Origin of the sequence: Vibrio sp. 1-2 (7-a) (genome assembly GCF_013048515.1) — a bacterium.
In the GTDB taxonomy this organism is placed as follows: Bacteria; Pseudomonadota; Gammaproteobacteria; order Enterobacterales; family Vibrionaceae; genus Vibrio; species Vibrio diabolicus.
The window spans coordinates 605,617-630,751 of record NZ_VHSQ01000001.1 but is presented as its reverse complement, the minus strand read 5'-3'; the positions used below and the strand labels follow the sequence as shown (position 1 = coordinate 630,751).

Below are 25,135 nucleotides of genomic sequence, written 5' to 3'. Positions count from 1 at the left end.
CTTATTAGTGGTGACCTTCAGCATAATCTGAAGAGTGTTTCTGTAGATACTTCAAGATCAGGGCTTCACTGTCTGTATCTAGGTTAACGAACGCCAACATACCGTCGAACATACCTGGCCAGGTGTTCGCGTCGAAGTGCGCTTCCGCAGGTTGCGTGTGACATACAGAACAATTGGTCTTGTAGGCTTCACGAGATTTTTCCCAAACAGGATTGATGTCGTTCAGCATAGACTCTTTCTTAATCCATACTTTCGCCGCCACTTTTTCCCAAGGAAGGCCTGTTAGCTCATCCACTTTTTTCTCACCAGTCGTCACAATGTTGCTGTCTGTTGCTGCTTCTTTCATCAGAGACGCAGTCGCAATGTTCTTACCGAAGTCTTCTTGAATTACGCGACCAAAACCTTTCGCTTTACGCCAGCCATCGATTTCGATTTCAACAAACTCACCTTTGTCTTCAAGAACTTTAACGGTCGATGCTGGGTTAAGAAGACCGGCTTCTTTAGTGCCTTGTGCATCAAAGTAAATAGGTAGGTGACGAACACTCACTAGTTGCTGACCTACAGAGTAATCTGTATTTGAAGTCATACCTTCTAGGTCACCCACGATACCGCCGATGCTGTCCATACCTGCTGGCAGGTTATGCGCGATACCTTTATGACAGTCAACACAGCTTTGATCTTTCTCTGCTGCTTGCTTCATTTGGATACGAGCGGTTGGAGACATTTGCTCGAAATCCATCGATTCGTAGTTGTGACAGTTCTTACACTCTAAAGATTTGTTTGCCGAGAAACGATCCCATTCGTGTTTCGCAAGTTCGATACGACGCTCTTCGAACACACCAGGTTCATCGTAGTTGCCAAATACCTGTGCAAATACCTCTTTAGATGCCTGCATTTTACGAGCAATTTTGTCTGTCCAGTTATGAGGAACGTGACAATCAGGGCAGGTAGCACGAACACCTGAATGGTTTTTCCAGTGAACCGTTTCTTGCAGCTCAACGTACACGTTGTCACGCATTGTGTGACAACTAATACAGAATTCTTCTGTGTTGGTTGCTTCTAGAGCGGTGTTAAAGCCACCCCAAAAGATAACACCAGCAATGAAGCCGCCCATAGTCAGCACACCTAGGCTGATATGTACAGCTGGGCGCGTCATGGTACGCCACAGTTTAATGATTAATGATTTCATTATTTGCTCTCTTAAAATCTTTTCAAAAGTGTGGTTATGAGCTCACAGGCTTACATGCCGTGCGCGCCTGGAGGTCCAAAGAAGAACACTTGCAACATCCAAACGATGAACCCGTAACCGCCGACAAAAGCCACACTCAGAATTGGGAAGAGAACAACTGCAATGAAGAGGAACGACTTCCACTCCAGGGAGCGTTTTTCACCACTCTCAATTTTATTAACATCACTCATACATTTGCCTATTTTGTATCTAGTGTTATTGAAAAGCCCGCGTAACCAAGCTTAAGTTTTTTACAATCTCTAATGGAAAATGTTAGACCATACTAATAGTAAGGTTCAATCAAATAAGAGCTCTCAGACCTTGTAATTCAACACTTTTTTGAGCTCATCCAGAGATGTGATTGATTGATGTTATTTATTAAAAAACATGAACAGATGTGACAAAATAAGTCTTTTAACCAATTGTTAAAACGACAACATTTACCAAACATAAGTTACATTTGGATAGTAATTAACGGGTCATAAATTGGCTTAAAAACCCGTCAAAAGATAATCAATTGTGAATAAAATGATGCTAAATAATGACAAGAATAGCGCTAAAGGTTTACGTTGAGAACATCAAAAAATGCACATTGATGTTCATATAAAGGAGGAGCTTAGTTACAATTATTCGCGGATTTTCGAGGAGCGATTATGGATAGCGTGGTGGATATAAGTTGGACCAAACTGGCATTGTTTTGTCTGATTTTGTTGGTTCCCTTCTTTATTAATGCCCGCTACAAATTAGGGATTGCGAAAGACACGATAATCAGTGTTATTCGTATGACACTTCAGCTCATATTGATTGGCGTGTATTTAGAATATCTTTTTCAATTAAACAGCTTACTTATCAATATACTTTGGCTTGCCATCATGCTACTGATTGGTGCAAGCTCAATTGCAGGAAAAGCTCGTCTACCTAAAAAGCCACTCATGCTTCCTCTGCTTACAGGCTTAACCTGTGGTCTAATTCCACTTCTTATAGCGATTACCGCAGGCCTAGTGCAGCCATCCCCTATTTACAACGCCCAGTATATGATCCCACTTGCGGGCATGCTATTGGGTAACAGCTTAAGTAGTAACATCATCGCACTGCAGAATTTATTTACGGCTTTTGAACAGAGACAATCAGAATATGAGGCTGCTATCTCACTTGGTGCCTCTCCTCGTTATGCATCATTCCCCTTCATTCAAGAGGCCCTTAGAAAGTCACTTGCTCCAACTTTAGCCTCTATGGCCACTACAGGGCTGGTTACCTTGCCAGGCATGATGACTGGTCAAATTCTAGGTGGCGCAAGCCCGATGGTTGCGATTAAATATCAGTTGGTGATTATGCTGGCTATTTTCGTCATGTTGAGTACCTCCGTCGCTATTACGCTGGAGATGACACTGAGCTGGGTACAAACGAAAGAAGGCCGGATCAAAATAAAAATCCAACAACCAGAACCTACCAAAACTCATAGATAGTTTAAGCGTGTGAACAAAGCCAGTGAAAGGGCTTGTATTATCAAGTCAAACGCACTTTTAACTGAATAACTCATCCATTTTTTAAACATTCATCAAGACGCTTTCTGGAGAAAAGTCAGACAGAATTCTCTCGAGTATAAGCCTCTAATTTTATGAAATTTTCTTTGCAAGTTTAGATACGCACGGCCTTTGAGACAGGTTATCCACAGAAAATGTGGATAAACACCCCAAACCCATACGCAACCAGAAACATAGCAGCATAAGTGATCAATCTAATCGTCATGCTTTGATCACTTGCCTGACATATTCTAATTTTAGAGTAAAGATAGTGACCACAAACTTGGAGAGACGTACATGGATGTCTTAATGATCAAAGAAAATTACGATGAACTCCTATCCGATGCACCTCTGGACTGGCTCGTTCAAGAACCAAAGGAAGTGACTTCTCATTGGCTCCCAACCGATTTTGGCATCAATGAAGAACTGATTTAACTCACTCGATTTGTGTGAAACTTATCGACATGAATAAAAGAAAGACGAACCATTTGGCTCGCCTTTCTTTTATTCTTTTAGATTTATCGTAAATGCTTGTCTTCATCACGTAGATAAATCATCCAATACCACATACCAACGAATACACCGCCACCAATGATGTTCCCTATCGTTACAGGGATAAGGTTATTTACGATGAACCCCATCATGTTTAAGTCCGCATAGTTTGCAATTTCCGCCCCTGTCATTTGCCAAAATGCTTCCGGTGCAAAATATTTGATTCCAATCGCCATGGGTACTTGGAACATGTTCGCAATACAGTGCTCGAAACCTGCCGACACGAACATAGCTACTGGCAGAATCATGACCGCTATTTTGTCAGTTAATGTACGTCCACTAAACGTCATCCAAACAGCAATACACACCAGCACGTTACACATGATGCCAAGCGCAACAGCAGCAAAGAAACCATGGTGCAATTTGTGTTGAGAGATCGCCATCGCGTTGAGGCCAACTTGGCCGTGATCAAACATATACTGCTTGGTGACCAACATGCATGCTACCAACAAAAGAGCACCAACCATGTTGCCGAAATAAACCACAAACCAGTTTTTGATGAGCGCTTGCCACGAGATCTTTCCACTCGCTCGCGCTACCAATGTTAATACTGAGCTAGTGAAAAGCTCACCACCTGTAACGACAACAAGAATCAAACCAAGGCTGAAGGCTAGGCCACCGATTAGCCTGGTAATACCCCATGGAAGGTCGCCTGCACCGGTTGTCACCGTGGTGTAAAAGATGAACGCAATACCAATATGAAGTCCGGCAGAAATTGCCAATAAAAAAGATTTGATCGGTGCTTTAGTTGCTTTACCTACCCCCACTTCAGCCGCGCGTTCCGCAGCCTGAGGCGGTAATAGTGAGTCAAACTGATTGAAGTTCATTGTGGTGTAACATTTAGAAACAATTAAAGAGGCGCGGATAATCGCTCCATTTCCCTACTTTTTCAAGCGCTATTTGACATGTTTACTAAAAATGTTGTTATCGAGAGATCAACCGATAAAGGTCAACTATCATTCGCAATCGTAACTATCATTGATACTTAACAAGTATTCTGCCTTTCGAACAAAGATCCTGCGTTATATCAGCCTGATAGCGCCATACTTAACACTTCTTATCGTTTAATGTTGCTCAACTCTTCTTTTCAGACTAGCTTGGTAAAAAAAGCGTAAAGGAATCATTTATGAAATATTCAGCTGAACATATCGCCGAATTGAACCTACTTCTTCAGTTCGACCTAAGTAGTGCTGCAACTGGTATTAAAGTTCATACAGACGCGTCAGAAGAAATGCAGGCAGCCGTTGCTCGTCTATACGAGAAGCAACTTTGTACACAGCCTGATGGTGGTTATTTAACAGATGAAGGTATTGAAGTTGCAGAGCATGCAGATAAGATTTTAAGAGTCCTTTCTGTGTAATTTGAACAAAAACGCCACCGAATTCGGTGGCGTTTTTTATTGGTCCCTGCATTTTGTTCCTGCCGAAACCTGCGGTGCTAATCGTTTTTTCATTTTGCTAAATGGCTGAACCTTGTCGTACAACCAATTAAAGCATGTGGCATAAAATAGGAAGAACACTAGGAAGCCAGCTTCCAACACCAGAGCTTGGAGAAGCGTAATTTCTAAGAACCAAGCAATGACGGGTATAGAGATAAAGATCAATCCTCCCTCGAATCCAATTGTATGCCCAAAACGCATCGCTAAACTTCGTTCAGTTCGATTGCTGCCAAACCACTTATCAAAGTACAAGTTGTAGATGTAATTCCACACAACGGTATACATGCTCAACCCAATCCCAACCAACGCGAGATCACTCGATCCCTTTCCGGTGATCAATGAAGCCGCTGGCACAATGATCGCGAGTGCGATTAACTCAAAAAGTACTGCATGAAAAATTCGTTCGTTACGAGTCATATTTCTCTGTCCAAATAGTTCTACTCAATGCTTAGAATTTTATCTATTATTCAGATAACAAAAAGTTAGATACCATCGGTAAAAACGATATGTTTACCATCGAACAACTGCAAGCTTTCATTGCTACATCAGAAACCGGATCGTTTTCAAGCGCGGCAAGAAAACTGGGGCGAGCTCAATCCGTTGTCAGCCAACACATCATAAATATGGAGGTCGACTGTGGTGTTGATCTATTTGATCGCTCTGGTCGATATCCGAAATTAACCGAGAGTGGCCTCGCGCTCATACCTTATGCACAAGCGGCAATCAGCCAACTCGACCGATTAAACAACAGAGCATCACAGCTTTTTTCAACACCAACGAACAAATTGGTTTTAGCCATTGATGAAGGGATTCCTCTGACTCGCTTGCCCGACGTGCTAAAAAATTTAGAGCAACACTTTCCACATTTGCAAGTTGAATGCTTGACTGCTTCAAGTCCGGATATCATTGAATTGGTCAAATCGGAGCGCGCCACTACTGGGATTATTTTGAGTGACTTACAAATGCCAAGACATATCGATTTCACTAATCTTGGTAACATTGCGTTCGATGTCTATGTCTCTTCAACGCACGCTCTGGCACAGCAACGCGTCACTCACATTGATCAACTCAAACAACATCGTCAACTGGTCATACGCTCCAAAAACGCAGAGCCATGTGGTCTCAATCAAGCATTCAGCCCGGATATCTGGTACGCTGATAACTACTATATTTTGTTGGAATTAGCGAATAAAGGGTTTGGTTGGTGCTTTCTTCCAGAGCATTTAGTCGCGTATTCACCGAACACACTGAAAAGAGTTGGGGATGATTTCACAAAGCTGGCTTGGCAAGTCAATGTTGACCTTATTCAACATCAGAAATGGCATTCAGATCCCCTCCATCAACAAGCCAAAGCAGAGCTGCTCAATCTATTCGAGCAGACATAAATAAGTAAGTAAGTAAGTAAGTAGGAAGACCCAAATGGCAAATACATTGATCGTAGGTGCAGGCTGGCTCGGAACTCCGCTAGCAGAAACTTTGATGAAAGACGGACACCACGTTGTCGTTACTCGTCGTAACCAAGCTCGGTTAAACGAGTTACCCGCTTCATTAACTCACTCCGCATTATTCGATTTTAATCAACTTAACGCGGCGAAACGGCTAGATGAGTTGCTTAAGCAACATCAAATTACTCACGTTGTCGGTGCTTTTCCCCCTGGTTTTCGTAAAGGACGCGGACAAGAATACGCCCAACAATGGCAAATGCTCGCAAACGCAGCAAAGCAAAACAACGTTGAAAAGCTCGTTATGATTAGCTCTACAACGGTGTATCCCAACCTAGCTTCTGATATGGAGGAAGCAGATGCGTCACTCTCTTTAGCAGCCGACAGCCCTTATTTCTCTGACAATGCACGTATTATGCTGCAAGCCGAGCAGCATGTTATCGACTCTAATATTAGCTTCGTCATTATGCGTTGTAGCGGGCTAATTGGGCCAGACAGGCACCCTTCTCGCTTTGCACTGAGACTAAAACAAGTCAGTCGTAAAGCGCCTGCTAATATGCTTCATCAAGACGATGCAGTATCGGCGGTCAAATTTGCTTTAGATAATTTAAGCAACCAAGTTATTAACGTGACCACACCGCATACCGTCAGCAAGGCGGAGTTCTACCAAGCCGCTATAAATAAGAGCGAGAGTGAGATACCTCTTCCACCAGTCACAGAACAAACAGATAAGCGCATTCTCGCAGACAAACTACTCTCACTTGGCTATCAATTTCATTTCAACTCAACTTTGGACGCGCTATGAAACTCTATCGACACATAGAAACACTTTGGGATTACATGCAACTCAAACATGAGCTGAAACCCGCAGACTGTTTGTTTGTGATGTGCAGTAACGATGTGCGTGTAGCGGAGCATGCAGCAAATCTGTACCACCAAAAGTTAGCGCCTTTGATTGTATTTTCAGGGGGAGAAGGCCGTTTTACCGATGGACTGTTTGAAAAAAGCGAAGCGGAAACTTTTGCCGAGATTGCCAAGATGTCAGGTGTGCCCAGTGAAGCAATTTTGCTCGAAACTGAATCCACCAATAGTGGAGAAAACGTTCGCTTTACTGAGCAACGATTGAAAAAAGAAGGAAAACATTGCTCATCGTTTATTCTGGTGCAAAAACCATTTATGGAACGCAGAGCTATAGCGACATTTGAAAAACAGTGGCAGTCACCCTACTCCCAGATCCAAGTAAGCTCTACGGCTCATCCGTTTTTTGAATATATTAATGAAGACATGCCACTAATGATGGTGCTAGAAGCACTAATGGAAGATTTCTCTCGTGTAAAAAGCTATCCAGAGAAAGGATTTCAAACCGAGCAAAACATCCCTCCGCAGGTAGAATCATCTTATCAGGTTTTGCTAGAGAGATTTGGTTTTGACTTAGTCTAAGCTCTTTCTAGCAGACAACAAAAAGCCACCGATTACGGTGGCTTTTCAGTATTAATACGGATTATTTACCGAGTGCTTCTTTGTAATGCTGACGGCACACGGAGACATATTTGTCGTTACCGCCGATCGCAACTTGATCGCCCTCTTTAATCGCCACGCCATGTTCATCGGTACGAATAACCATATTCGCTTTGCGACCGCAGTGGCAGATCGTTTTGAGCTCAACCAACTTGTCTGCCCAAGATAACAGGTACTTACTGCCTTCAAAAAGTTCGCCTAGAAAATCGGTGCGAAGGCCGTAACACAATACTGGAATATGTAGTTTATCAACAACTTCAGTAAGTTGGTAAACCTGCTCTTTCGACAAGAACTGACACTCATCAACAAGAATACAGTGACGTTTCTCAACCTCATTCAGAGCTGCGATCTCTTGATATAAATTGGTATCCTGACGAAACAAATGTGCGTCAGATTGAAGACCAATACGAGAGCTCACTTTACCGACACCAAAGCGATCATCTAGCGCAGCCGTAAAAATAACTGGCGTCATGCCGCGTTCTTGATAGTTGAAAGAGGATTGAAGAAGCGTTGTTGATTTACCCGCATTCATTGCTGAGTAATAGAAATACATCTGAGCCACAGAGCATTACCTAAAGTTAAAGTTTTAATTTATGGAAATGGAAAATAAAAGGGCTGAATTATCAGCCCTTTAAAATTGAAAATTCAATTACTTACGACGCCACGTTGTGCCTTCTGGACCATCTTCCAGAACAATGCCCATTTCGGTTAGCTTGTCACGAGCCATATCTGCATTCGCCCAATCTTTCGCAGCGCGAGAGTCGTTACGCAGCTTGATAAGAGCTTCGATTTCAGCCACTTCATCATCGTTACCTGCATCACCTTTTAGGAAGGCTTCTGGATCTTGGTGAAGAATACCGATCACATCTGCTAGTTCACGCATAAGCGCACCTAGCTCGCTCGCTTTCTCTAGGTTTTCTGTTTTCAGACGGTTAACTTCGCGCGCCATGTCGAACAGAACTGAGTACGCTTCTGGCGTATTGAAGTCATCGTTCATCGCTGCTGTAAAGCGAGATACGTACTCTTCACCACCAGCAGGAGCAGCATTTAGATCCAAACCACGTAGAGAAGTGTATAGACGCTCAAGCGAAGCGCGTGCTTGGTTTAGGTTCTCTTCGCTGTAGTTTAACTGGCTACGGTAGTGACCAGACATAAGGAAGTAACGAACCGTTTCTGCATCGTAGTGACCAAGTACGTCACGGATAGTAAAGAAGTTGCCTAGAGACTTAGACATCTTCTCGCGATCTACCATCACCATGCCACTGTGCATCCAAGTATTTACGTACTTAGTGTCGTGTGCACAGCATGATTGCGCGATTTCGTTTTCGTGGTGTGGGAACTGAAGATCAGAGCCGCCACCGTGAATATCAAAGTGATCACCTAGGATTGAAGAGTTCATAGCAGAACATTCAATGTGCCAGCCTGGACGTCCAGGGCCCCATGGTGATTCCCACGTAGGTTCACCTGGTTTAGACATCTTCCAAAGAACGAAGTCTAGTGGGCTGCGTTTGGCTGTTTCGACATCAACGCGCGCGCCCGCTTGCAGCTGATCCAAATCTTGTTTAGACAGTTTGCCGTATTCGTCAAACTTGCGAACCTCAAACATTACATCGCCATTATCCGCAACGTAAGCAAAGCCACGTTCAATCAGTTTTTGAACAAGTTCGATGATTTCTGGAATAAACTGGGTTGCACGAGGCTCAATATCTGGGCGCTTCATGTTTAATGCGTCGAAGTCTGCGTGCATTTCACCGATCAAGCGCTCGGTCAATGAGTCACAAGACTCGCCATTTTCAGCCGCACGTTTAATGATCTTATCATCGATGTCTGTGATGTTGCGTACAAACGTTAGATCGTAACCTAGGTAACGAAGGTAACGTGATACCACGTCAAAGGAGACAAAAGTGCGACCGTGACCGATGTGACAGAGATCGTAGATGGTAACTCCACAGACATACATGCCGACTTTGCCAGCTGTAATTGGTTTGAATTCCTCTTTCTGTCTTGTGAGTGTGTTATATATCTTTAACATGATCTCTATCTATGATTGTGAATGAATAAAAGAAGGTCGAGTATATCAACTCCGACCTGGTTAGGTAATAGCAATTAACCGATAAAACGATAATCGGCTAAACTTCAAGCACAAAACGAAGAATTTCCTCTTCCTGAGTTTTTAAAGCACTAGAACTTAGGCTAGAATCTCGGGCTCAACACAACACAGTAAAGGAAAGTAGCATGATCACCCTTCACACTAATTTTGGTGACATCAAGATTCAACTAAACGAAGAGAAAGCGCCAGAGACTAGCGCAAACTTCCTTCAGTACTGCCGCGATGGCTTTTACGACAACACTCTTTTCCACCGTGTTATTGACGGTTTCATGATCCAAGGTGGTGGCATGGAACCTGGTCTACGTGAAAAAGCATCACGTGCACCTATCAAGAACGAAGCAAACAACGGCCTAAGCAACAAAGTGGGTACACTTGCTATGGCACGTACTATGGAACCGCATTCAGCAAGCTCTCAGTTCTTTATCAACGTAAACAACAACACATTCCTAGATTTCCGTAGCGAAAGCCTAGATGGTTGGGGTTACTGTGTATTCGGTGAAGTTGTAGAAGGCATGGACATCGTAAATAAGATCAAAGGCGTTAGCACTGGTTCTTACGGCATGCACCAAGACGTACCTCTAGAGGACGTAGTAATCACTGGTACAACAATTGAAGAATAATTCGTAAGAATTATTTCTAAGAGATAAGTTAATGGGGAGGCATCGCTTCCCCTTATTTCTATGACAACATTATTTATTTCCGATCTTCACCTCACCCCATCGCGTCCGGATATTACGGAATGTTTTGTGACGTTCATGCGAACAGAAGCAACGAAAGCCGATGCACTTTATGTATTAGGCGATCTGTTCGAGTTTTGGGTTGGAGACGATGACAAAACTCCTTTTGCCAATCAAATCCGTACAGAGTTCCAGCAACTCACAAAGACTGGCGTTCCTGTTTATTTCATTCAGGGCAATCGCGACTTCCTATTGGGAAAACGCTTCTGTAAAGAGACAGGCATTACATTACTGGATGAAGTTAGCCTCATAGACCTTTATGGTACTAAAGCGGTTATTCTCCACGGTGACACCCTGTGCACTGACGACATTGATTATCAAAAATTCCGTAAGACTGTTCATCAACCTTGGTTGCAGTGGCTGTTTAATCACATTCCTTGGTTTATTAAGAAGAAAATTGTCTCAAAAGTTCAATCCGATATTCGTGATGATAAAATGAGCAAGCCTTTGGACATCATGGACGTCAATCAAAATGAAGTCGAGAAAGTGATGTCTCAGAATTGCGTCAACTTAATGATTCATGGTCACACTCATCGCCCGAATACACATTTTTTTGACGTCGATGGCGTTAAAAAGACCCGGATAGTTTTAGGGGATTGGTATACGCAAGGCTCAGTTTTACAAGTAAATTCTGATGGCTTTGACCTACAAACGAGACCATTCATACAGAATTTGCGTTAAGCATGTAGAGCGTGTAGAAGATTCACGCTCAAGTCGTAGATATTTTGTAAAAAATCGCTATTATCATAATACTAAGTTAAACAGAACGAAGTACCTAATTGAAGTATTCTTACGTAGCTCGCCAACCGATTCTGGATAGAGAAAAACGAACCATAGGTTACGAACTTCTCTTTCGAGACGGTCCTAAAAATACCTTCCCTGAAGTAGAACCAGAGCTGGCTACTAGTCGACTGCTATCCGATCATTTTTTGTCGACGCATTACAATACATTAGGGAACAAACTTGGCTTTGTTAACTTTCCGCATCAAAGCTTGGTGAATCTAGTCCCAACTCTGTTTCCCAAAGAGTCTCTCGTCATTGAAGTCCTTGAAGATTGTGAACCGACAGAAGAGCTGCTAGAAGCCATCAAGCACCTTCATGAGTGCGGATACAAAATTGCTTTAGATGATTTTGTGCCGACGAAGGCTTGGAAACGTTTTCTTCCATACGTTTCCATGATCAAGTTTGACATTCGACTCGTACCGATCAAGAAAGCCGCTATTTTTATTCAGGCATTAAGCCCATTTAAAATCGACTTTCTTGCTGAAAAAGTTGAGACCTATGAAGAATTTGAGCAAGCTTTAGAAGCCGGCTTTAACTATTTTCAAGGATATTTTTTCAGCAAGCCTGAGATGATCCAGAAAAAACGGTTGAACCCCGCGTTTCTTACCGTCATACAGCTGTGTAAAGAGATTGCAGATAAGCCCATCGACTTCAATGAGGTTGAACGTCTGTTTTCGATTGATGTGACGCTGTCATACAAGTTGCTTACTTACGTAAATTCAGGATATACATTAACGACTAAGATCAAATCGTTCAGACAGGCACTTATTTATCTGGGTGAAGAGCGACTACGACGCTTTATTTCCTTAGTTGCAATTGCATCCGTTCAAGAGGATAAACCTGACTCTCTTTACTCTTTAGCGATTCAGCGTGCAAGAATGTGTGAACTGTTACTTAGTCAAATGAACACTAGGTATGACCCTGGGCAGGCTTTTTTGACAGGAATGTTTTCTCTACTCGGATCTTTGCTCGATCAACCGCTCTCGGATGTCATTGAAGATATCCCCGTTGACGAAGATATAAAACTCGCATTAACCAGTCGAAAAGGCGTACTTGGCCACTTACTTTCAATGACGATCGCCTACGAACAAGCAGACTGGGAATTAGCTGAGCGGTATTGTACCGTTCTTAAATTAACCGAGCCTCAATTAGCAGACGCTTTTAATCAATCTACCGAGTGGGCTCAAGAACTGCTGTCTCAAACGCCCTAAACCGCTATAATGCCTCACCTCCAGCCTCGCAATTGTGAGGTTGTTTGTTTTTACCGCTTAATTAATCGAGATTTCATTTTATGGCTTCTTCTTGTCCTTGCGGCTCTAACCGCACCTACCAACAGTGTTGTGAAATTGCCCACAATAACCATGCTGACGTTACCACTCCGGAGCAGTTAATGCGCTCTCGTTACAGTGCGCATGTGTTAGGTCTAGTGGATTACGTGGTGAACACATACCACCCAAGCTGTAATGCAGAAGAGCAACGTGAAGGCATTGCCCAATCTATCGACAGCGATTGGTGCAAACTTGAAGTATTAAAAACAGAAGCTGGCAGTAATGACAATGAAGGCTTTGTCGAGTTTAGCGCTTATTTTGATGAAAACGGCAAACGCTACTGTATGACAGAACGTTCTCGCTTCGTAAAAGAAAATGGGCTTTGGTACTACATTGACGGCACATTTCATGAAGAAGAACCAGAACAGGATCCACGATTGAGCCAGTCGGTAAGTAGTCTAAAGGTCGGTCGCAACGATCCATGTATCTGCGGAAGCGGCAAGAAGTTTAAGAAGTGTTGTGGGTAAGAGCATCCACGCCTAGGCTCGCGATGTATGGACTCCCTCCCCCCAGGAGGGAGCTAGAATTTATAGTGTCAAAGCCTAAATCTAAGGAGTCCATACATGACAAAGTCTACTACTATCGCCATTGATTTAGTAAAGCACTCTTTCCAAGTTTGTAAGCTTCATGGAAGTTCTGATGAGTTTAATAAAGCATTTACTCGCGATAAATTAAAAGCTTGGTTAATACAACAACCTCCAACGACCGTGGTTATGGAGGCATGCTCTACCGCCCATTATTGGGGACGGTTCTGTTGCAACCATGAGCATTCGGTTCGCCTCATTGCCCCAAATATGTCACGGCATATCGAACGGGACAAAAAACAGATAAGAATGATGCAACAGCGATTGCTGTCGCATCTCAGCAAGCTAACGTCCATTTTGTCGCTTTAAAGTCTATTGATGAACAGGCACTACAATCGATCGATAGGATAAGACAGCACTTAACCGATTCGATGACAGCGACAAGTAACATGGTTCGTTCCTTGCTCTCAGAGTTCGGCTTCAATATCCCCAAAGGACATAGTGGCTTTAAAAGGCACATTATTGAAATTCTGGAAGATGGTCAGAACTCACTTCCTGATATCTTAAGAGAACACGTAGCAAACGCATTTCATTTGCATGAAACCTTGGCAAAAAGAGGGCAGATTTAGAAACGAGCTTAACCCAACACCTCAAGCACCATGATGCATGTAGAAAACTTGAAGCTCTAGAGGGCGTTGGTCCAGTCAATGCTTTAGGGCTTTATCTTTCATTAGGAGCCAATGGCGGTAACTTCAAAAATGGTCGAGAAGCTTCGGCTTGTATTGGGCTTACTCCAAAGCAGCATAGTACTGGAGGAAGGGTTACCCTTTGGGGTATCAGCAAAAAAGTTGGACAGAAGAAGTTACGTTCAAGCTTGATACAGGGAGCGCTTGCCGTTGCGAAGGTTGTAAATAAACGAGAGCCAAGGAATGTTAAAGAGACTTGGCTCAAGTCACTGATTCAGCGTGCAGGTTTAATGAAAGCCGCGGTTGCTTTAGCAAATAAGATCACAAGAACGGTTTGGGCGTTGCTTCATTATGGCAGTGAGTATCAAGCGCCTCTAACTTACGAGTAGTAAGTCAAAGACGTTACTTACATCTTGGTATAGCGAAGAACAGGTAAGACCGACCTTGAAGAGCCAGAGCATTCCTTTGGATTATTTCCGCGCTCGCGAAATGGCATCAAGGTGCGAATACATCGAGGGTCGAGTTAGCTACTCATTAAAACCCGAATATACGCATGCATCTAATCTATTCTCGCTAAACCAGTTGTAATAACTAGGGAGTCCATATACTGGAATAACCCTAACTTTAGTTTATGGTGTCGAGCCCAAGTCTTAATATCACCCCACCAACTCTTTACGAATGATCTCCGCTCCCGCACTTAGCGCATTGAGCTTAGCGGTTGATACTTCACGAGACAAAGGTGCCATACCGCAGTTGGTACATGGGTAAAGCTTGTCGGCATCAACGTACTTCAATGCCTCTCGCAGTGTGTTCGCCACTTCTTCTGGCGTTTCAATTTCGTTGGTTGCAACGTCAATCGCACCAACCATCACTTTCTTACCGCGAATCAACTCAAGCAACTCAATAGGCACTCGTGAGTTATGACATTCGAGCGAGATAATATCGATATTCGACTGCTGCAATTTAGGGAATACTTCTTCGTATTGTCGCCATTCAGTGCCTAGCGTTTGCTTCCAATCCGTGTTCGCTTTGATGCCGTAGCCATAGCAGATATGCACCGCCGTTTCACATTTCAGCCCTTCAATCGCACGCTCTAAACATGCAATGCCCCACTCGTTCACATCATCGAAGAACACATTGAACGCAGGCTCATCAAACTGAATGATGTCGACACCTGCCGCTTCAAGCTCTTTCGCTTCTTGATTGAGGATCTTTGCAAATTCCCAAGCCAGCTTTTCACGGCTACCGTAATGATCATCATAAAGTGTGTCGATCATCGTCATAGGGCCCGGCAGCGCCCACTTGATAGGCTGCTTAGTTTGCTGACGCAAGAACTTGGCATCTTCAACAAACACGGGCTTTGTGCGGCTTACTGGGCCAACCACCGTCGGAACACTTGCTTCATAACGGTTGCGAATGGTCACCGTTTTACGGTTTTCAAAATCTACGCCGCTTAAATGCTCAATAAAGGTCGTCACAAAATGTTGCCGAGTTTGCTCGCCATCACTGACGATATCAACGCCTGCCAGTTCTTGTTCTTGCAAAGCGACACGTAGCGCATCGCGTTTGCCATCAATCAGTTCTTCACCTTGCAGTTTCCACGGTGACCAAAGTTTTTCTGGTTCGGCCAGCCAAGAAGGTTTCGGTAAGCTGCCAGCCGTTGAAGTCGGCAATAGTGTTTTCATCGTCATTCCTTTCTAGATTCTCGTGGTAGATTACGCGTAGTTTGCAGACCATTGTTCAAGCACAGATTGATAAGGTTTGATGAAATGCTCCTCGGCAAATTTCCCTTGTTCAATCGCCAGTTGGCTGCGCTCTTCTCGGTCGTAAACGATTTGAGTTAGCGAGTGGTCTAGGTTTTTTAGGTTTGGCTGGTAGCAATTACCGGCAACCGCGTTGGCATTGTAAATCTCAGGTCGGTAAATCTTCTGGAATGTCTCCATCGTGCTGATCGTACTGATAAGCTCTAGGTTTGAGTAGTCGTTCAGCAAGTCACCGAAGAAATAGAATGCCAATGGTGCGACACTGTTTGGTGGCATAAAGTAGCGCACCTGTAAGCCCATCTTTTTGAAGTACTGCTCCGTCAACGAAGATTCGTTCGGCTGATATTCAAAGCCCAAAACAGGATGTTGATTTTCGGTGCGTCGGTATACTTTGTTGTCCGATACGCTCAAACAAATCACAGGCAGCTTTTTGAAATGCTGTTTGTAAGACTCAGAATTAACGAAAGCTTTGAACAGTTTGCCATGCAAATCACCAAAGTTCGCTGGGATGCTGAACTGTGGCTGGTTTTTGTTGTGGTCCAACAGCAAAACGCTAAAGTCGTAATCACGCACGTATGAAGAGAAGTTGTTACCCACAATGCCTTCGATGCGCTCGTTAGTGTTGTGGTCAACAATGTTAGTTTTGAGCACTTCAATCGTTGGGAAGGCTTCTCCACTGCCTTGGATACCCATATCAACAGAGATGATTTCAAGCTCTACTGAGTAGCGGTCACCTTGCGCGTTATCCCAATATGCCAACGCATTAAAACGATTGTCGATCATTCGGAGTGCATTGCGCAGATTCTCTCGGCGGTAGTTTCCGCGAGCCAGATTAGCAAAGTTGGTAGTGATTCGCGTGTTGTCTGATGGTTGGTAATTCTCATCAAAGCGAATGCTTTTGATAGCAAATGTGAAATCGTTATTCATCGTGAGTTGGTATCCTATTTCCTTAGATAAAGCAGACTTTTCCTAACTCTGTGCATGGGGACATTTTTGTTTTTTGGTTTTCCCAATCGTTAGGTTCAACAGCACTTACGACGAACAGTTCGTTCTAAAAATGACGGTCGCAGTGCCTAACACCAGAGCAGTCCTTTTTTTATACTTGCTTCACGAGTTGAGTAATATTGGTATTGCTTCACATTGAACATGAAAGAAATTCATAGTGGGAGTTCCACCCCAGAGGGAACTATCGTAGATACTGTTTTTCATTGACACCAATACACGTAACTTGGCGAGCATATTGCCAATATGTGTAATTAAGAAACTGATAAGGGATTAACAGTACGTAAACCAGTTTTAAGCCTAGAAAACGCATTGTATAAACGAGACGCTACCTGGAATATAGGACAGCGTAGCTTAAATAGCACTTTTCACACTCCATAATTTATTCAAGCATTCGTTTAATTAAAAGCACCTTACATTTTATATCCTCGGAAAGATGATTATTTATTTCTTTCCTATATTTACCATCTCAAACGTAAAGTTTAATTTTTCCGTTTTAAAAGAACATATAATCTCATACACGAATATGACAAATTCATTGACGAACTTTGTCACCCAACTATTACATTAAGCTCGAAAAACCAATAACAAAACAAACATAAACCGCTGCTTTAATTTAAATTAAAGTCAGGAAGCCGTAATGACCACATAACGACACTTTACTTAGTTTGGCATAACAAAAACCTCAACAATAACATGGTTAACACTTATAAATTTCACTTCTGTCAATAAGGAAATTTAAACATAATATTAGAAAATAAAAATTAAGTAACAACTTAAAAAGGCAAGACTTAATAACCGAATTCTTATTTATTATAGTTGAGTAGTGAATTTAAAAACTATGAGACATTAATCCCACGAATCTATACTTTTCCTTTTTTTATTAAAAAACAAGATGCAATATTTCACCGCTCAATTATTGAGCACCAATTAATAACCAGTCCATAATTATAAAACACCCATAGAGTTATTGTTAAAACCCAATAATAACCTTTATGGGCTGACTAATAGGAAACAACAATGGAAAAACAGCATCTTTCCGCGAGTATTATCGCGCTCGCATTACTTGGTTCTCTAGCTCCAGCACATGCTGAAGATACATTAAAAGCTTACACTTCGACCTTGCTACAGCTCGATGATAGCGATGCACGCTCGAAGAAAATCCGCTTAATTTACTCATTAGAAAATGTCTGGAACCAATCTTTGCTGCCGAATGGAGCTAAGGAAGCCAAGTTGCTTCTAAACGGAGGCTCTGGTTTCGACATGACTAATGTACCGAATAAAGAGCAGATCTATGGTTTTGCCACCGGTGGAGACTACCGTTACACAATCCCAACAGCCTTTAAACTGGCACTGAGTTATTTAAATGGTGCCCCTTTACGTCATATGAGCCATGCTCCAGAAAACACTATTGCAACAGCATCTGTCAGTGAGTCTTTGGACTTTAATCTTGGCTTCAGTGCTTCTGATTCTCCAAATATTAGCGGTGGTATCTCCTGGAGCAACCGCGTAACTTACGATCAACCAGAATTTCAGACGGTGGCTGATTTTGATCAGACCAATGAGAGCATTAATTGGCTTATCGAAAACCAGACTATCCGCCACAATACTCCACCTAAAGACTGGTTATTATACCGTTGGACCAGCTGTGACATGGGCAACTTAATTGACTATAGCGAATTACCTGTCGTGATGCGCTCTGACTTTAAACCGCAAGTCGGTGTTGTATATCGAAAAAATGATATTCAAGATGGCCTAGATACATCAGAAGTCAAGCTGGTTGCAGGTTGGCGAAAAACCAATTACTACTTTGGTCGTGACTGGTGTAGCTGGTATACCACCCCAGAAAATACCTGGAAGAAAAATCGTGATAGCAGTCAATGGACAGAGACTAGCCGAGCCGTAACTATCTCTTGGAATGACGCGCTCTACCACTAACTTATTAGCCTGCGGCCACGGAGTGAATAAGTGGCCGCCGTATTTACTAATGAAATAAACGGTAAGACATGACAAGTAATAAAAAACTCTTGACTGGATCGGCGCTAGCACTTGGTGCAGTACTCGCCATATTTCTAATTAATTCAAATAACAAGAATTCCCAGAGCGATTCTGTTGCAAGCTTTGACGAGCAAATCAAGACAGAGAAAACTGAGACAAAAAGTGTAACGCCTCCTGAGAGCGATGCTGCTCAAGAGGTGGTTACCGTTCCAACACCACAGAATGACAATGACGCTACTTCCGACGTCATTCCAGCTACACCTTGGATATCTGCCCCATTAAATGAATTGAGCAATGAACTGTACGATTTTATTGAAGCTGAACAGGTAAGTTATATCAGTACAACCGACTATCCATTCGACGAGCAAAAGCAAGAACAATTGCGAACATTAGCTAAGCAAGGGGTTCCTATCTTGTTTGACAACACGGAATCATCCTATTTGGATAGTTACGGTGTCAGCGAAACCAAAGTGGTTTCAGAGTATTTTGGTACGGCGTCTGAAGGTGATGTCATCATTGCTACCGGAGTACAGAATGAGGATGGCAGCATTCATTATCTGGTTTTGCCTTTGAAGAGCAAAGATCTCAACGATAACAGTAAATTGATTGAGGACACTAAGCTCGCAATCACTCTACTTAAAGAACAAAAGCATGACTTGATAAAAGAGAGACAAAGCGAACATCGCGAATAAAAATAAAGGAAGATAGCTTCTCCTATTCCATGGCTATCTTCCTTAAAGTAACTCCAGTCTCAATCAAGAAAAATTAATTTATCTTCCCTCCGGAGCCCTATCCGAAATCACCTTGCCATCTTTGATCGTGATGATGCGTTTGGTGCGTTCTGCGAGGGCGTTATCGTGCGTCACGATGATCAGCGTTCTACCTTCGGCGTGGAGTTGGTTGAACAAGGCTTCAATCTCTGCGCCGGATTTTGAATCCAATGCACCCGTTGGTTCATCCGCTAAGATGATTTGCGGATCGTTGACCAAGGCTCTTGCAATCGCGACCCTCTGTTTTTGACCGCCAGAAAGCTGGTTTGGTTTATGATCTAAACGATCCCCTAGCCCGACTTGCTCTAGCAATTTAGCGGCGCGCTGGCGACGTTCTTTGGCTTTGATACCAGAGTAAACCAACGGCAGTGCCACGTTATCAAGCGCCGTCGCGTATTCCAATAAGTTAAAGCTTTGGAAGACAAATCCGATCTTTTGGTTACGAATGCCAGCCAGCTCATTCGCACTTAAACTTGCGACGTTTTGGCCGCCAAGTTGGTACTCGCCATCGGTGGGCTTATCTAAACAGCCGAGCATGTTCATCAACGTTGATTTGCCTGAACCGGACGGGCCAAGAATCGAAAGAAACTCGCCTTGATTAATGGTTAAGTCAACGCCGTCTAGCGCGCGAACTTCCGCCTCCCCGCTTGAGTAGTATTTACAGATGTTGGTCAGCTCAACAAGCGACTTGTTCGACATGTTCTCTCCAGAGTTATTGTTGTTATTCACTTTGTAGCGCCTCCAACGGGCTGACTTTTGCGGCTCGGTTTGCAGGTAACCATGCAGATGCCACACCAATGATCACTAAGGTGAGGATGACAATCGCGACAACGACCCACGACAACTCAGGGACAGGTTTACCCAGTTGTTCATAAAAGGCATTGCCCTCTAAAGGAATGGAACTGATGGCAGACACCAGCGCGTACGTCACGCCTAAGCCAAGCGCGCCCCCCATCATCATTGTCAATAAAGACTGCACTAAATAGTGCATGTGAATGGCCGTTGGAGTTGCACCGACTGCCATGCGCACGCCGATATCACGCGTAGATCGCTTTACGGTGGCATACATCACATTGGCGATGCCAACGCCAGCAACAGCTAACGTCACGAAGCCGATAATGCCAAGAAAACTCTGCAAACCTATCAGAAACTGCTGCATACTCTTTTGCTTAAGGAACATATCATCGACTTGGACGATCTGCTCATCGCTGACACTTGCCCCGTGCTTACGGGCAATCACTTGCCTGATCGTCTTTGCTAAGGCTTCTCGGTCTACATCGGCTTGTGGTTGCACATTGATGCCACCAATTTCACCGTTGACATGAAATCGCTTCCACGTCGCTAACGGCACAAAGCTGGAATAGTTGATAAGATCCCCCAGCTCTATTTGAGCGCTGTTTTTCTCCAATACGCCCACAACGGTGAACTCCTCATTGCCGATTTTTACCTTTTGCCCCACAGGGTTGACTTGCAATGTGACTGTCGCAAACCAACTAAAGTCCTCATTCGGGTTGAATAAGTCGGCTGCCAGTTCATAACCCAGTACAACGACTTTGCGCGTCTCTTTTTGATCGAGTGGATTTAACCATCGTCCCCCCGCCATCGGCACCAAATTGGTCATGGATTGAAACTCGCTCGTGACCGCTAAGGGCTCTTGCCACGAGCTTCTGTCACCAACGGTGATGCGCTCTTTCCACTTCGCAGTTGGCGCAACACTTTTTACATCGGGTAACGCTCGAACGACCTCTGAATCGTCCATTTTTAATGTCAGAAATTTACCTTGGTGAAAAGCACCGTGGTCGACGGTGGCCATCCCTCCGGTCAAATAGATCAAGTTGCCGTTACCATTTTGTGCGGTTTTCAATACGCCCTGACGAATACCCTCACCTACCGCCAACATAGCAGCGATACAGAGGGTCGCCCACGCTACTGCTAGAATGGTCAAACCCAATCTCAGCTTTTCTGCGGCCATTTCTTGTAAAATTTGTCTCATCGGTAACAACATGACTAAGCCCTCGCACTCAAAGCAATGACTGGCGTGAGACGCGATGCTCGCCTTGCTGGGAAATACGATGCCATCAATGCCAAGATAAGCGTCACAAGTAAAGACCAAGCAATGGAATCTGGCGTGATCACAGGCAAACCCATCCATTCCGGTAATGCCATGCTGCTTAGGACAGACACCACTGCATACGAAAACATCAGACCTAATGCCGTGCCCACAGCTACCAAAATAAGCCCTTCAAGAATAAACTGACTGAGTATGGATTTTTGAGTCGCCCCGATCGCCAAACGCACACCGATTTCACGCGTGCGCTCCGTGACAGATAAAAACATGATGTTGGCAACGCCAAGCGCACCGACCGCCATGGTCATCGCGCCGCTCGCTCCAAGAAAAATCTGAATGCCACGCAAAATTCCACTGATGACCGCCGCACCTTCACTAAAATCGGGTAATTCGACCGCATCTTTATCACTTGGGTCAAAATGAAGCTGCTTGGCGAAAAAGTTCACGATATTTTGTCGAAATGACGATGCATCCATCCCTTCTCTCGGCTTCATCAATACCATCCAAGGTTTCGCATCCCACAAATCGCGGTACGTTGTTTGAGGAATGAAAACCGTGCGGCTATCGCCGAATGAAATGCCAGTGTCCTCACCAACGGTTATCCCAATCACCAAAAACGGAATGCCGTTGACTTTGAGCCTATCCCCGATTTGGATTCCACCCATTTGCGCAATTTGATCGCCTAACACCGCCACGCGAGTGTGGTTGTCCATATCACTTGGTGACAGGTTTCTCGAACCGGATTGCAGCTTGCGTTGCATTAAAGGAAAGTAAGACGTATCAATACCGCTGACCGTTCTCGATAAATTCTGTCCTTTGAGATTGGTGATATTCGCATCCCATTTGGCGTAAACGCTCGACGCCTGTTGCACAAAGCCTGACTGTTTGATCATGTCGACTTTTTCTTGTGGAATATCAATTTGTCGCCTTGAAGGTAACCCTTGCCACGGTTTACTGGTACTCGACGGAAACACCACTTGCACATTGTTGATCATAAATGAAAACGACTGAGTCTGATGGCGATAAAAGCCTTCGCCAAGTGCGATTAACACCACCACAGAGATCACGCCCCAAGCAATCGCGATAATGGCTAGAACGCTCTTCATGCGGTGCGCCATCAACGTTTGCCAAGTTTGTTGCAATAGGCTGCTCATGAATGAAAAGCCCGAGAGATCAACGCCATGGTATCGTCATCGAGTTTCCCTGCGGTTTGCAGTAAGCCGATTCTCTTACGCCAGTAGCTGTACAAGTTGGTTTGCAGACTGTTTTTCGCCTCAAACAAGCTGTTGTGTGCGCTGATAACTTCCGACACTTCAAGCAGGCCAGCGTCGTAAAGCTTCTCTTTGCTTTGCAACACTCTGGCGCGCGATTCAACCAGCTCGTTCGCTATCAAAACTTGATTCCAGTTGATATCGACCTGCGTAAACTGCTGAATAACTCGTTTCTGAATATCAATTTCCACTCTACGCATATCTTGCTTAGCACTTAAAATGTTCAACGATGCTTCGTCCACTTTCGCTCGCACTGCACCATTGAGGTCAATCGGCAAACTCAAACTAATCCCAGCGTTAAACTCGCCGTTTGAACGATTGTCACCATCGCTGTAGCCCACACTGCCTTTGACGGTTGGGTAGTATCCACCTTTAGCTGAATCTTTCGCGAACTCGCTCGCTTTCACCATCTGCGCCGCTACCAACAGCTCTGGACTGCTGTCTTTAGCCAGCTTTAGCCATTGCTCCTGAGAGTCCACCAGCATCGGCGGCTGAATTAAAGAATCCGTTCGAATTTGGTCGACACTCTCGGGCATTTGATTAATTAACGCCGCAAGCTCTGCTTTTTTCACTTCGAGATCGGCTTTTGCATTGAGGATACTTGCTTGCTCAGAGACTTGATTCGCTCGCATCTCTTCAACATCAACCGACTTCACTTTGCCTGCTCGATAGCGTTTCTCGATGATGTTGAGAAGTTCTTTCCCCTCCTCCAGCTTGGACTGCGCCAATTTGAGGTCGCCCTGTGCGCTTGCCACATCTAGGTAAGCAGTGAGAAACTTCTGCGCAAGCTCGTTATGCGATTGAGATAGCTCTAACTGTGCTTTGAGATAATTGGCATTCGCTTGATCCAGTTCCGACCACAAGCTGCTATCCCAAATAGTTTGAGATAAGGTAGCGCCGTAACTGTTCGAATGGCTTGAGGACTCATTCCAATCCGCTGACGCACTGGCACTTAAACCCGGCAATAACGCACTGCGGCTACTCTGTACGCCAACCTCGCCAAGCTGGACGCCGATTTTCGCTTTTTCGTAATTTGGATCGTTCTGCTTTGCTTGTTGCCAAGCTTGTTCAATAGAAATTGCGTAGGTCGGCAAACTGAGCGTGGCAGCCAACAATGCAAAGGCGATTGTTGATCGTTGCAGCTTAACCATGCGCCGCTCCCATCATACTGTTGTCGATAACCTCTTCATCAAGCTCCACGCCGTCAAGCACTTCGACATTGATGCCATCTGACAGACCGAGTTTCACAGGTTGTTTATGAAACCCTTGTTCTGAGCTATCGGGGATCAGAACATTCGGTGCGTCACCATCAAATTGCAGAGCGCGCTCCGGTAGAGTGAGTACGTTTTCAGACTTCTTAAGAATGATTTGAGCCGTCGACGAAAACCCAGAACGAAGCAACACATCTTGTGGGATCTTGAGTTCTCCCACTTCAACCTCAAAACCGTTATCAAAACTTTTTGCCGAAGCGTTGCCTTCTGGTGAGTTAAGGTTCTCAGATTGAATCGCCACTTTGGTTAGCACACCAGAAATCGCCACATCAGGATAAGGCGCAACCGTCAACATAACGGGCATTCCCGGAGACAACTGCGCAGCATCATGCTCACTGACGCTGCCTTTAAAAATCAGACTGTTCATGTCGGCCAATGACATCATTTCAGTCGCGGCTTGGCTTGATTGAGTCGAGATGATCGGCTCTCCGACCTCAACTTTCTGGTTGAGTACCGTGCCATCAATTGGCGCGTAGATCGTCGACGTTAAACGCGCATCGCCGATCGACGCCTCACCACTGCGGATGAGTTCGAGATTCTGGCGCTTTTGCAATACGTCCGCTTGCGCAGATTTGACTGCCGAGCGCGCACTTACGTATTCGTCGTAGTTACTTGGAATAATGTCCTGCTTGACCAAGCTTTCTAAGTTGGACAGTTTTTGTTTGGCGGATTCCAGATCGGCTTCGCTACGCATGAGTTCTGCCGATGCATCCGTTAATGCTTGGGGAGTTGGGTTTGGACGCACTTTGATCAGCGGTTGGCCTTGCTTCACCTTTTCACCAACTTTCGCGTAAATTTCACCGACGATACCGTCGATTTGTGACTTGATAGACACAGAGTGTGCAGGGACAATTTTACCAACAGCCACCGCTTGTTTTTCAATCGTGCCTTTTTCCACAATCAATGTAGGCAGTAATTCTGGTTGAGCGGCAGATTGGAGATAGAAATACGTACCACCGCCGAGCAGCGCAATGCTCACAGCGGAGACAAGCCAACGTTTCGTCATTATTTATTCCAACAATTATTGGGTAGTCTAATGACTACTCCTAAAACACAAAGTTGAAGGAATAATATCCTGCTTTAATAGCGGTTTGGTTGTCACAGTTGGTATGGTTTTGTCAGT

At 44.2% G+C, this 25,135-nt stretch carries 27 protein-coding genes and 1 pseudogene; 15 read left to right on the top strand and 13 right to left on the bottom strand.

Going from position 1 to position 25,135, the window contains the following annotated elements:
• Nucleotides 1-4 precede the first annotated feature (4 nt).
• Together torC and torE are read right to left on the bottom strand one after the other, a co-directional pair.
• Entirely contained in the window at nt 5-1,189 is a 1,185-nt protein-coding gene (torC, locus tag FKN08_RS02900) for a pentaheme c-type cytochrome TorC (RefSeq protein ID WP_006742852.1), read from the bottom strand.
• 50 nt (nt 1,190-1,239) lie between these two features.
• Nucleotides 1,240-1,419 (bottom strand): trimethylamine N-oxide reductase system protein TorE, encoded by a 180-nt coding sequence (torE, locus tag FKN08_RS02895; protein WP_005378141.1) that lies wholly within the window; start codon nt 1,417-1,419, stop codon nt 1,240-1,242.
• Between the two features lie 462 nt (nt 1,420-1,881).
• On the opposite strand from torE, the gene FKN08_RS02890 reads away from it, so the two are divergent.
• Both FKN08_RS02890 and FKN08_RS23895 read left to right on the top strand, forming a co-directional pair.
• Nucleotides 1,882-2,694 (top strand): ABC transporter permease, encoded by an 813-nt coding sequence (locus FKN08_RS02890; protein ID WP_124008713.1) that lies wholly within the window; start codon nt 1,882-1,884, stop codon nt 2,692-2,694.
• 366 nt (nt 2,695-3,060) lie between these two features.
• Nucleotides 3,061-3,186, top strand: coding sequence for a hypothetical protein (locus FKN08_RS23895; protein WP_254903806.1), 126 nt, complete (start codon nt 3,061-3,063; stop codon nt 3,184-3,186).
• Nucleotides 3,187-3,269: 83 nt separating this feature from the next.
• Here FKN08_RS23895 and focA read toward each other — a convergent pair whose 3' ends face one another.
• Complete coding sequence (gene focA / locus FKN08_RS02885) at nt 3,270-4,130, bottom strand: formate transporter FocA (RefSeq protein WP_104971510.1); 861 nt, start codon at nt 4,128-4,130, stop codon at nt 3,270-3,272.
• A gap of 299 nt (nt 4,131-4,429) precedes the next feature.
• Between focA and FKN08_RS02880 the strand changes: the two genes are divergently transcribed.
• Nucleotides 4,430-4,663 (top strand): TIGR02647 family protein, encoded by a 234-nt coding sequence (locus tag FKN08_RS02880; protein WP_005378148.1) that lies wholly within the window; start codon nt 4,430-4,432, stop codon nt 4,661-4,663.
• A gap of 36 nt (nt 4,664-4,699) precedes the next feature.
• On the opposite strand, the gene FKN08_RS02875 is transcribed toward FKN08_RS02880, so the two are convergent.
• Nucleotides 4,700-5,158 (bottom strand): PACE efflux transporter, encoded by a 459-nt coding sequence (locus FKN08_RS02875; protein ID WP_170891306.1) that lies wholly within the window; start codon nt 5,156-5,158, stop codon nt 4,700-4,702.
• Between the two features lie 89 nt (nt 5,159-5,247).
• On the opposite strand from FKN08_RS02875, the gene FKN08_RS02870 reads away from it, so the two are divergent.
• Genes FKN08_RS02870 through FKN08_RS02860 form a run of 3 tightly spaced genes read left to right on the top strand, consistent with a single transcriptional unit; the run spans nt 5,248 to nt 7,623 of the window.
• The gene (locus tag FKN08_RS02870) at nt 5,248-6,126 is read left to right on the top strand and encodes a LysR family transcriptional regulator (RefSeq protein WP_170891305.1); all 879 of its coding nucleotides are present in this window, start codon (nt 5,248-5,250) and stop codon (nt 6,124-6,126) included.
• Between the two features lie 34 nt (nt 6,127-6,160).
• Complete coding sequence (locus FKN08_RS02865; protein ID WP_170891304.1) at nt 6,161-6,988, top strand: NAD-dependent epimerase/dehydratase family protein; 828 nt, start codon at nt 6,161-6,163, stop codon at nt 6,986-6,988.
• The gene (locus FKN08_RS02860) at nt 6,985-7,623 is read left to right on the top strand and encodes a YdcF family protein (RefSeq protein WP_046874781.1); all 639 of its coding nucleotides are present in this window, start codon (nt 6,985-6,987) and stop codon (nt 7,621-7,623) included. The genes FKN08_RS02865 and FKN08_RS02860 overlap by 4 nt, the downstream gene beginning before the upstream one ends.
• Nucleotides 7,624-7,684: 61 nt before the next feature.
• Here the strand turns inward: FKN08_RS02860 and FKN08_RS02855 are convergent, their stop codons facing one another.
• Together FKN08_RS02855 and cysS are read right to left on the bottom strand one after the other, a co-directional pair.
• On the bottom strand, nt 7,685-8,263 hold the full coding sequence (locus FKN08_RS02855; RefSeq protein ID WP_005378154.1) for a thymidine kinase: 579 nt from the start codon (nt 8,261-8,263) through the stop codon (nt 7,685-7,687).
• A gap of 87 nt (nt 8,264-8,350) precedes the next feature.
• Nucleotides 8,351-9,733, bottom strand: a complete 1,383-nt coding sequence (gene cysS, locus FKN08_RS02850) for a cysteine--tRNA ligase (protein WP_005390902.1) — start codon at nt 9,731-9,733, stop codon at nt 8,351-8,353.
• Nucleotides 9,734-9,936: 203 nt separating this feature from the next.
• Between cysS and FKN08_RS02845 the strand changes: the two genes are divergently transcribed.
• From FKN08_RS02845 to FKN08_RS23695, 7 genes and pseudogenes are all read left to right on the top strand, one after another.
• Nucleotides 9,937-10,431, top strand: a complete 495-nt coding sequence (locus FKN08_RS02845; RefSeq protein ID WP_005390900.1) for a peptidylprolyl isomerase — start codon at nt 9,937-9,939, stop codon at nt 10,429-10,431.
• Nucleotides 10,432-10,491: 60 nt separating this feature from the next.
• Nucleotides 10,492-11,229: a UDP-2,3-diacylglucosamine diphosphatase gene (gene lpxH / locus FKN08_RS02840; protein ID WP_006743038.1), complete on the top strand. Its 738-nt coding sequence runs from the start codon at nt 10,492-10,494 to the stop codon at nt 11,227-11,229.
• Between the two features lie 98 nt (nt 11,230-11,327).
• Complete coding sequence (locus FKN08_RS02835) at nt 11,328-12,542, top strand: EAL domain-containing protein (RefSeq protein ID WP_005378158.1); 1,215 nt, start codon at nt 11,328-11,330, stop codon at nt 12,540-12,542.
• A gap of 80 nt (nt 12,543-12,622) precedes the next feature.
• Nucleotides 12,623-13,126, top strand: coding sequence for a YchJ family protein (locus tag FKN08_RS02830; RefSeq protein WP_170891303.1), 504 nt, complete (start codon nt 12,623-12,625; stop codon nt 13,124-13,126).
• Between the two features lie 96 nt (nt 13,127-13,222).
• On the top strand, nt 13,223-13,552 hold the full coding sequence (locus FKN08_RS23705) for a hypothetical protein (protein ID WP_249373350.1): 330 nt from the start codon (nt 13,223-13,225) through the stop codon (nt 13,550-13,552).
• Entirely contained in the window at nt 13,507-13,812 is a 306-nt protein-coding gene (locus tag FKN08_RS23700) for a hypothetical protein (RefSeq protein ID WP_282136904.1), read from the top strand. Before FKN08_RS23705 ends, FKN08_RS23700 begins: the two co-directional genes overlap by 46 nt.
• Before the next feature lie 98 nt (nt 13,813-13,910).
• Nucleotides 13,911-14,258: pseudogene (locus FKN08_RS23695) on the top strand (transposase); the annotation flags it as partial.
• A 267-nt stretch (nt 14,259-14,525) separates the two neighbouring features.
• Here the strand turns inward: FKN08_RS23695 and FKN08_RS02820 are convergent.
• On the bottom strand, nt 14,526-15,554 hold the full coding sequence (locus FKN08_RS02820) for a methionine synthase (protein WP_031780992.1): 1,029 nt from the start codon (nt 15,552-15,554) through the stop codon (nt 14,526-14,528).
• Nucleotides 15,555-15,584: 30 nt separating this feature from the next.
• Complete coding sequence (locus FKN08_RS02815) at nt 15,585-16,559, bottom strand: DUF1852 domain-containing protein (RefSeq protein WP_104971928.1); 975 nt, start codon at nt 16,557-16,559, stop codon at nt 15,585-15,587.
• A 1,095-nt stretch (nt 16,560-17,654) separates the two neighbouring features.
• Here FKN08_RS02815 and FKN08_RS02810 point away from each other — a divergent pair.
• Nucleotides 17,655-18,572: a leukocidin family pore-forming toxin gene (locus FKN08_RS02810; protein ID WP_053809756.1), complete on the top strand. Its 918-nt coding sequence runs from the start codon at nt 17,655-17,657 to the stop codon at nt 18,570-18,572.
• A gap of 68 nt (nt 18,573-18,640) precedes the next feature.
• On the top strand, nt 18,641-19,324 hold the full coding sequence (locus FKN08_RS02805) for a hypothetical protein (RefSeq protein WP_047010014.1): 684 nt from the start codon (nt 18,641-18,643) through the stop codon (nt 19,322-19,324).
• A gap of 78 nt (nt 19,325-19,402) precedes the next feature.
• On the opposite strand, the gene FKN08_RS02800 is transcribed toward FKN08_RS02805, so the two are convergent.
• The 5 genes from FKN08_RS02800 to FKN08_RS02780 are packed head-to-tail and all read right to left on the bottom strand — an operon-like array spanning nt 19,403 to nt 25,018.
• Nucleotides 19,403-20,101, bottom strand: a complete 699-nt coding sequence (locus FKN08_RS02800) for an ABC transporter ATP-binding protein (RefSeq protein ID WP_005392815.1) — start codon at nt 20,099-20,101, stop codon at nt 19,403-19,405.
• A 22-nt stretch (nt 20,102-20,123) separates the two neighbouring features.
• Entirely contained in the window at nt 20,124-21,407 is a 1,284-nt protein-coding gene (locus FKN08_RS02795; RefSeq protein WP_170891302.1) for an ABC transporter permease, read from the bottom strand.
• A 2-nt stretch (nt 21,408-21,409) separates the two neighbouring features.
• On the bottom strand, nt 21,410-22,624 hold the full coding sequence (locus tag FKN08_RS02790) for an ABC transporter permease (protein WP_170891301.1): 1,215 nt from the start codon (nt 22,622-22,624) through the stop codon (nt 21,410-21,412).
• Nucleotides 22,621-23,892: a TolC family protein gene (locus FKN08_RS02785; protein WP_104975477.1), complete on the bottom strand. Its 1,272-nt coding sequence runs from the start codon at nt 23,890-23,892 to the stop codon at nt 22,621-22,623. Before FKN08_RS02785 ends, FKN08_RS02790 begins: the two co-directional genes overlap by 4 nt.
• Nucleotides 23,885-25,018: an efflux RND transporter periplasmic adaptor subunit gene (locus tag FKN08_RS02780; protein WP_005376722.1), complete on the bottom strand. Its 1,134-nt coding sequence runs from the start codon at nt 25,016-25,018 to the stop codon at nt 23,885-23,887. Before FKN08_RS02780 ends, FKN08_RS02785 begins: the two co-directional genes overlap by 8 nt.
• Between the last annotated feature and the right edge of the window lie 117 nt (nt 25,019-25,135).

Bases quoted from the DNA above. Each gene is read 5' to 3' on its own strand.
- torC (WP_006742852.1), bottom strand. From the start codon at position 1,189: ATGAAATCATTAATCATTAAACTGTGGCGTACCATGACGCGCCCAGCT.
- torE (WP_005378141.1), bottom strand. From the start codon at position 1,419: ATGAGTGATGTTAATAAAATTGAGAGTGGTGAAAAACGCTCCCTGGAG.
- FKN08_RS02890 (WP_124008713.1), top strand. From the start codon at position 1,882: ATGGATAGCGTGGTGGATATAAGTTGGACCAAACTGGCATTGTTTTGT.
- FKN08_RS23895 (WP_254903806.1), top strand. From the start codon at position 3,061: ATGATCAAAGAAAATTACGATGAACTCCTATCCGATGCACCTCTGGAC.
- focA (WP_104971510.1), bottom strand. From the start codon at position 4,130: ATGAACTTCAATCAGTTTGACTCACTATTACCGCCTCAGGCTGCGGAA.
- FKN08_RS02880 (WP_005378148.1), top strand. From the start codon at position 4,430: ATGAAATATTCAGCTGAACATATCGCCGAATTGAACCTACTTCTTCAG.
- FKN08_RS02875 (WP_170891306.1), bottom strand. From the start codon at position 5,158: ATGACTCGTAACGAACGAATTTTTCATGCAGTACTTTTTGAGTTAATC.
- FKN08_RS02870 (WP_170891305.1), top strand. From the start codon at position 5,248: ATGTTTACCATCGAACAACTGCAAGCTTTCATTGCTACATCAGAAACC.
- FKN08_RS02865 (WP_170891304.1), top strand. From the start codon at position 6,161: ATGGCAAATACATTGATCGTAGGTGCAGGCTGGCTCGGAACTCCGCTA.
- FKN08_RS02860 (WP_046874781.1), top strand. From the start codon at position 6,985: ATGAAACTCTATCGACACATAGAAACACTTTGGGATTACATGCAACTC.
- cysS (WP_005390902.1), bottom strand. From the start codon at position 9,733: ATGTTAAAGATATATAACACACTCACAAGACAGAAAGAGGAATTCAAA.
- FKN08_RS02845 (WP_005390900.1), top strand. From the start codon at position 9,937: ATGATCACCCTTCACACTAATTTTGGTGACATCAAGATTCAACTAAAC.
- lpxH (WP_006743038.1), top strand. From the start codon at position 10,492: ATGACAACATTATTTATTTCCGATCTTCACCTCACCCCATCGCGTCCG.
- FKN08_RS02830 (WP_170891303.1), top strand. From the start codon at position 12,623: ATGGCTTCTTCTTGTCCTTGCGGCTCTAACCGCACCTACCAACAGTGT.
- FKN08_RS23705 (WP_249373350.1), top strand. From the start codon at position 13,223: ATGACAAAGTCTACTACTATCGCCATTGATTTAGTAAAGCACTCTTTC.
- FKN08_RS02820 (WP_031780992.1), bottom strand. From the start codon at position 15,554: ATGAAAACACTATTGCCGACTTCAACGGCTGGCAGCTTACCGAAACCT.
- FKN08_RS02815 (WP_104971928.1), bottom strand. From the start codon at position 16,559: ATGAATAACGATTTCACATTTGCTATCAAAAGCATTCGCTTTGATGAG.
- FKN08_RS02810 (WP_053809756.1), top strand. From the start codon at position 17,655: ATGGAAAAACAGCATCTTTCCGCGAGTATTATCGCGCTCGCATTACTT.
- FKN08_RS02805 (WP_047010014.1), top strand. From the start codon at position 18,641: ATGACAAGTAATAAAAAACTCTTGACTGGATCGGCGCTAGCACTTGGT.
- FKN08_RS02800 (WP_005392815.1), bottom strand. From the start codon at position 20,101: ATGTCGAACAAGTCGCTTGTTGAGCTGACCAACATCTGTAAATACTAC.
- FKN08_RS02795 (WP_170891302.1), bottom strand. From the start codon at position 21,407: ATGTTGTTACCGATGAGACAAATTTTACAAGAAATGGCCGCAGAAAAG.
- FKN08_RS02790 (WP_170891301.1), bottom strand. From the start codon at position 22,624: ATGAGCAGCCTATTGCAACAAACTTGGCAAACGTTGATGGCGCACCGC.
- FKN08_RS02785 (WP_104975477.1), bottom strand. From the start codon at position 23,892: ATGGTTAAGCTGCAACGATCAACAATCGCCTTTGCATTGTTGGCTGCC.
- FKN08_RS02780 (WP_005376722.1), bottom strand. From the start codon at position 25,018: ATGACGAAACGTTGGCTTGTCTCCGCTGTGAGCATTGCGCTGCTCGGC.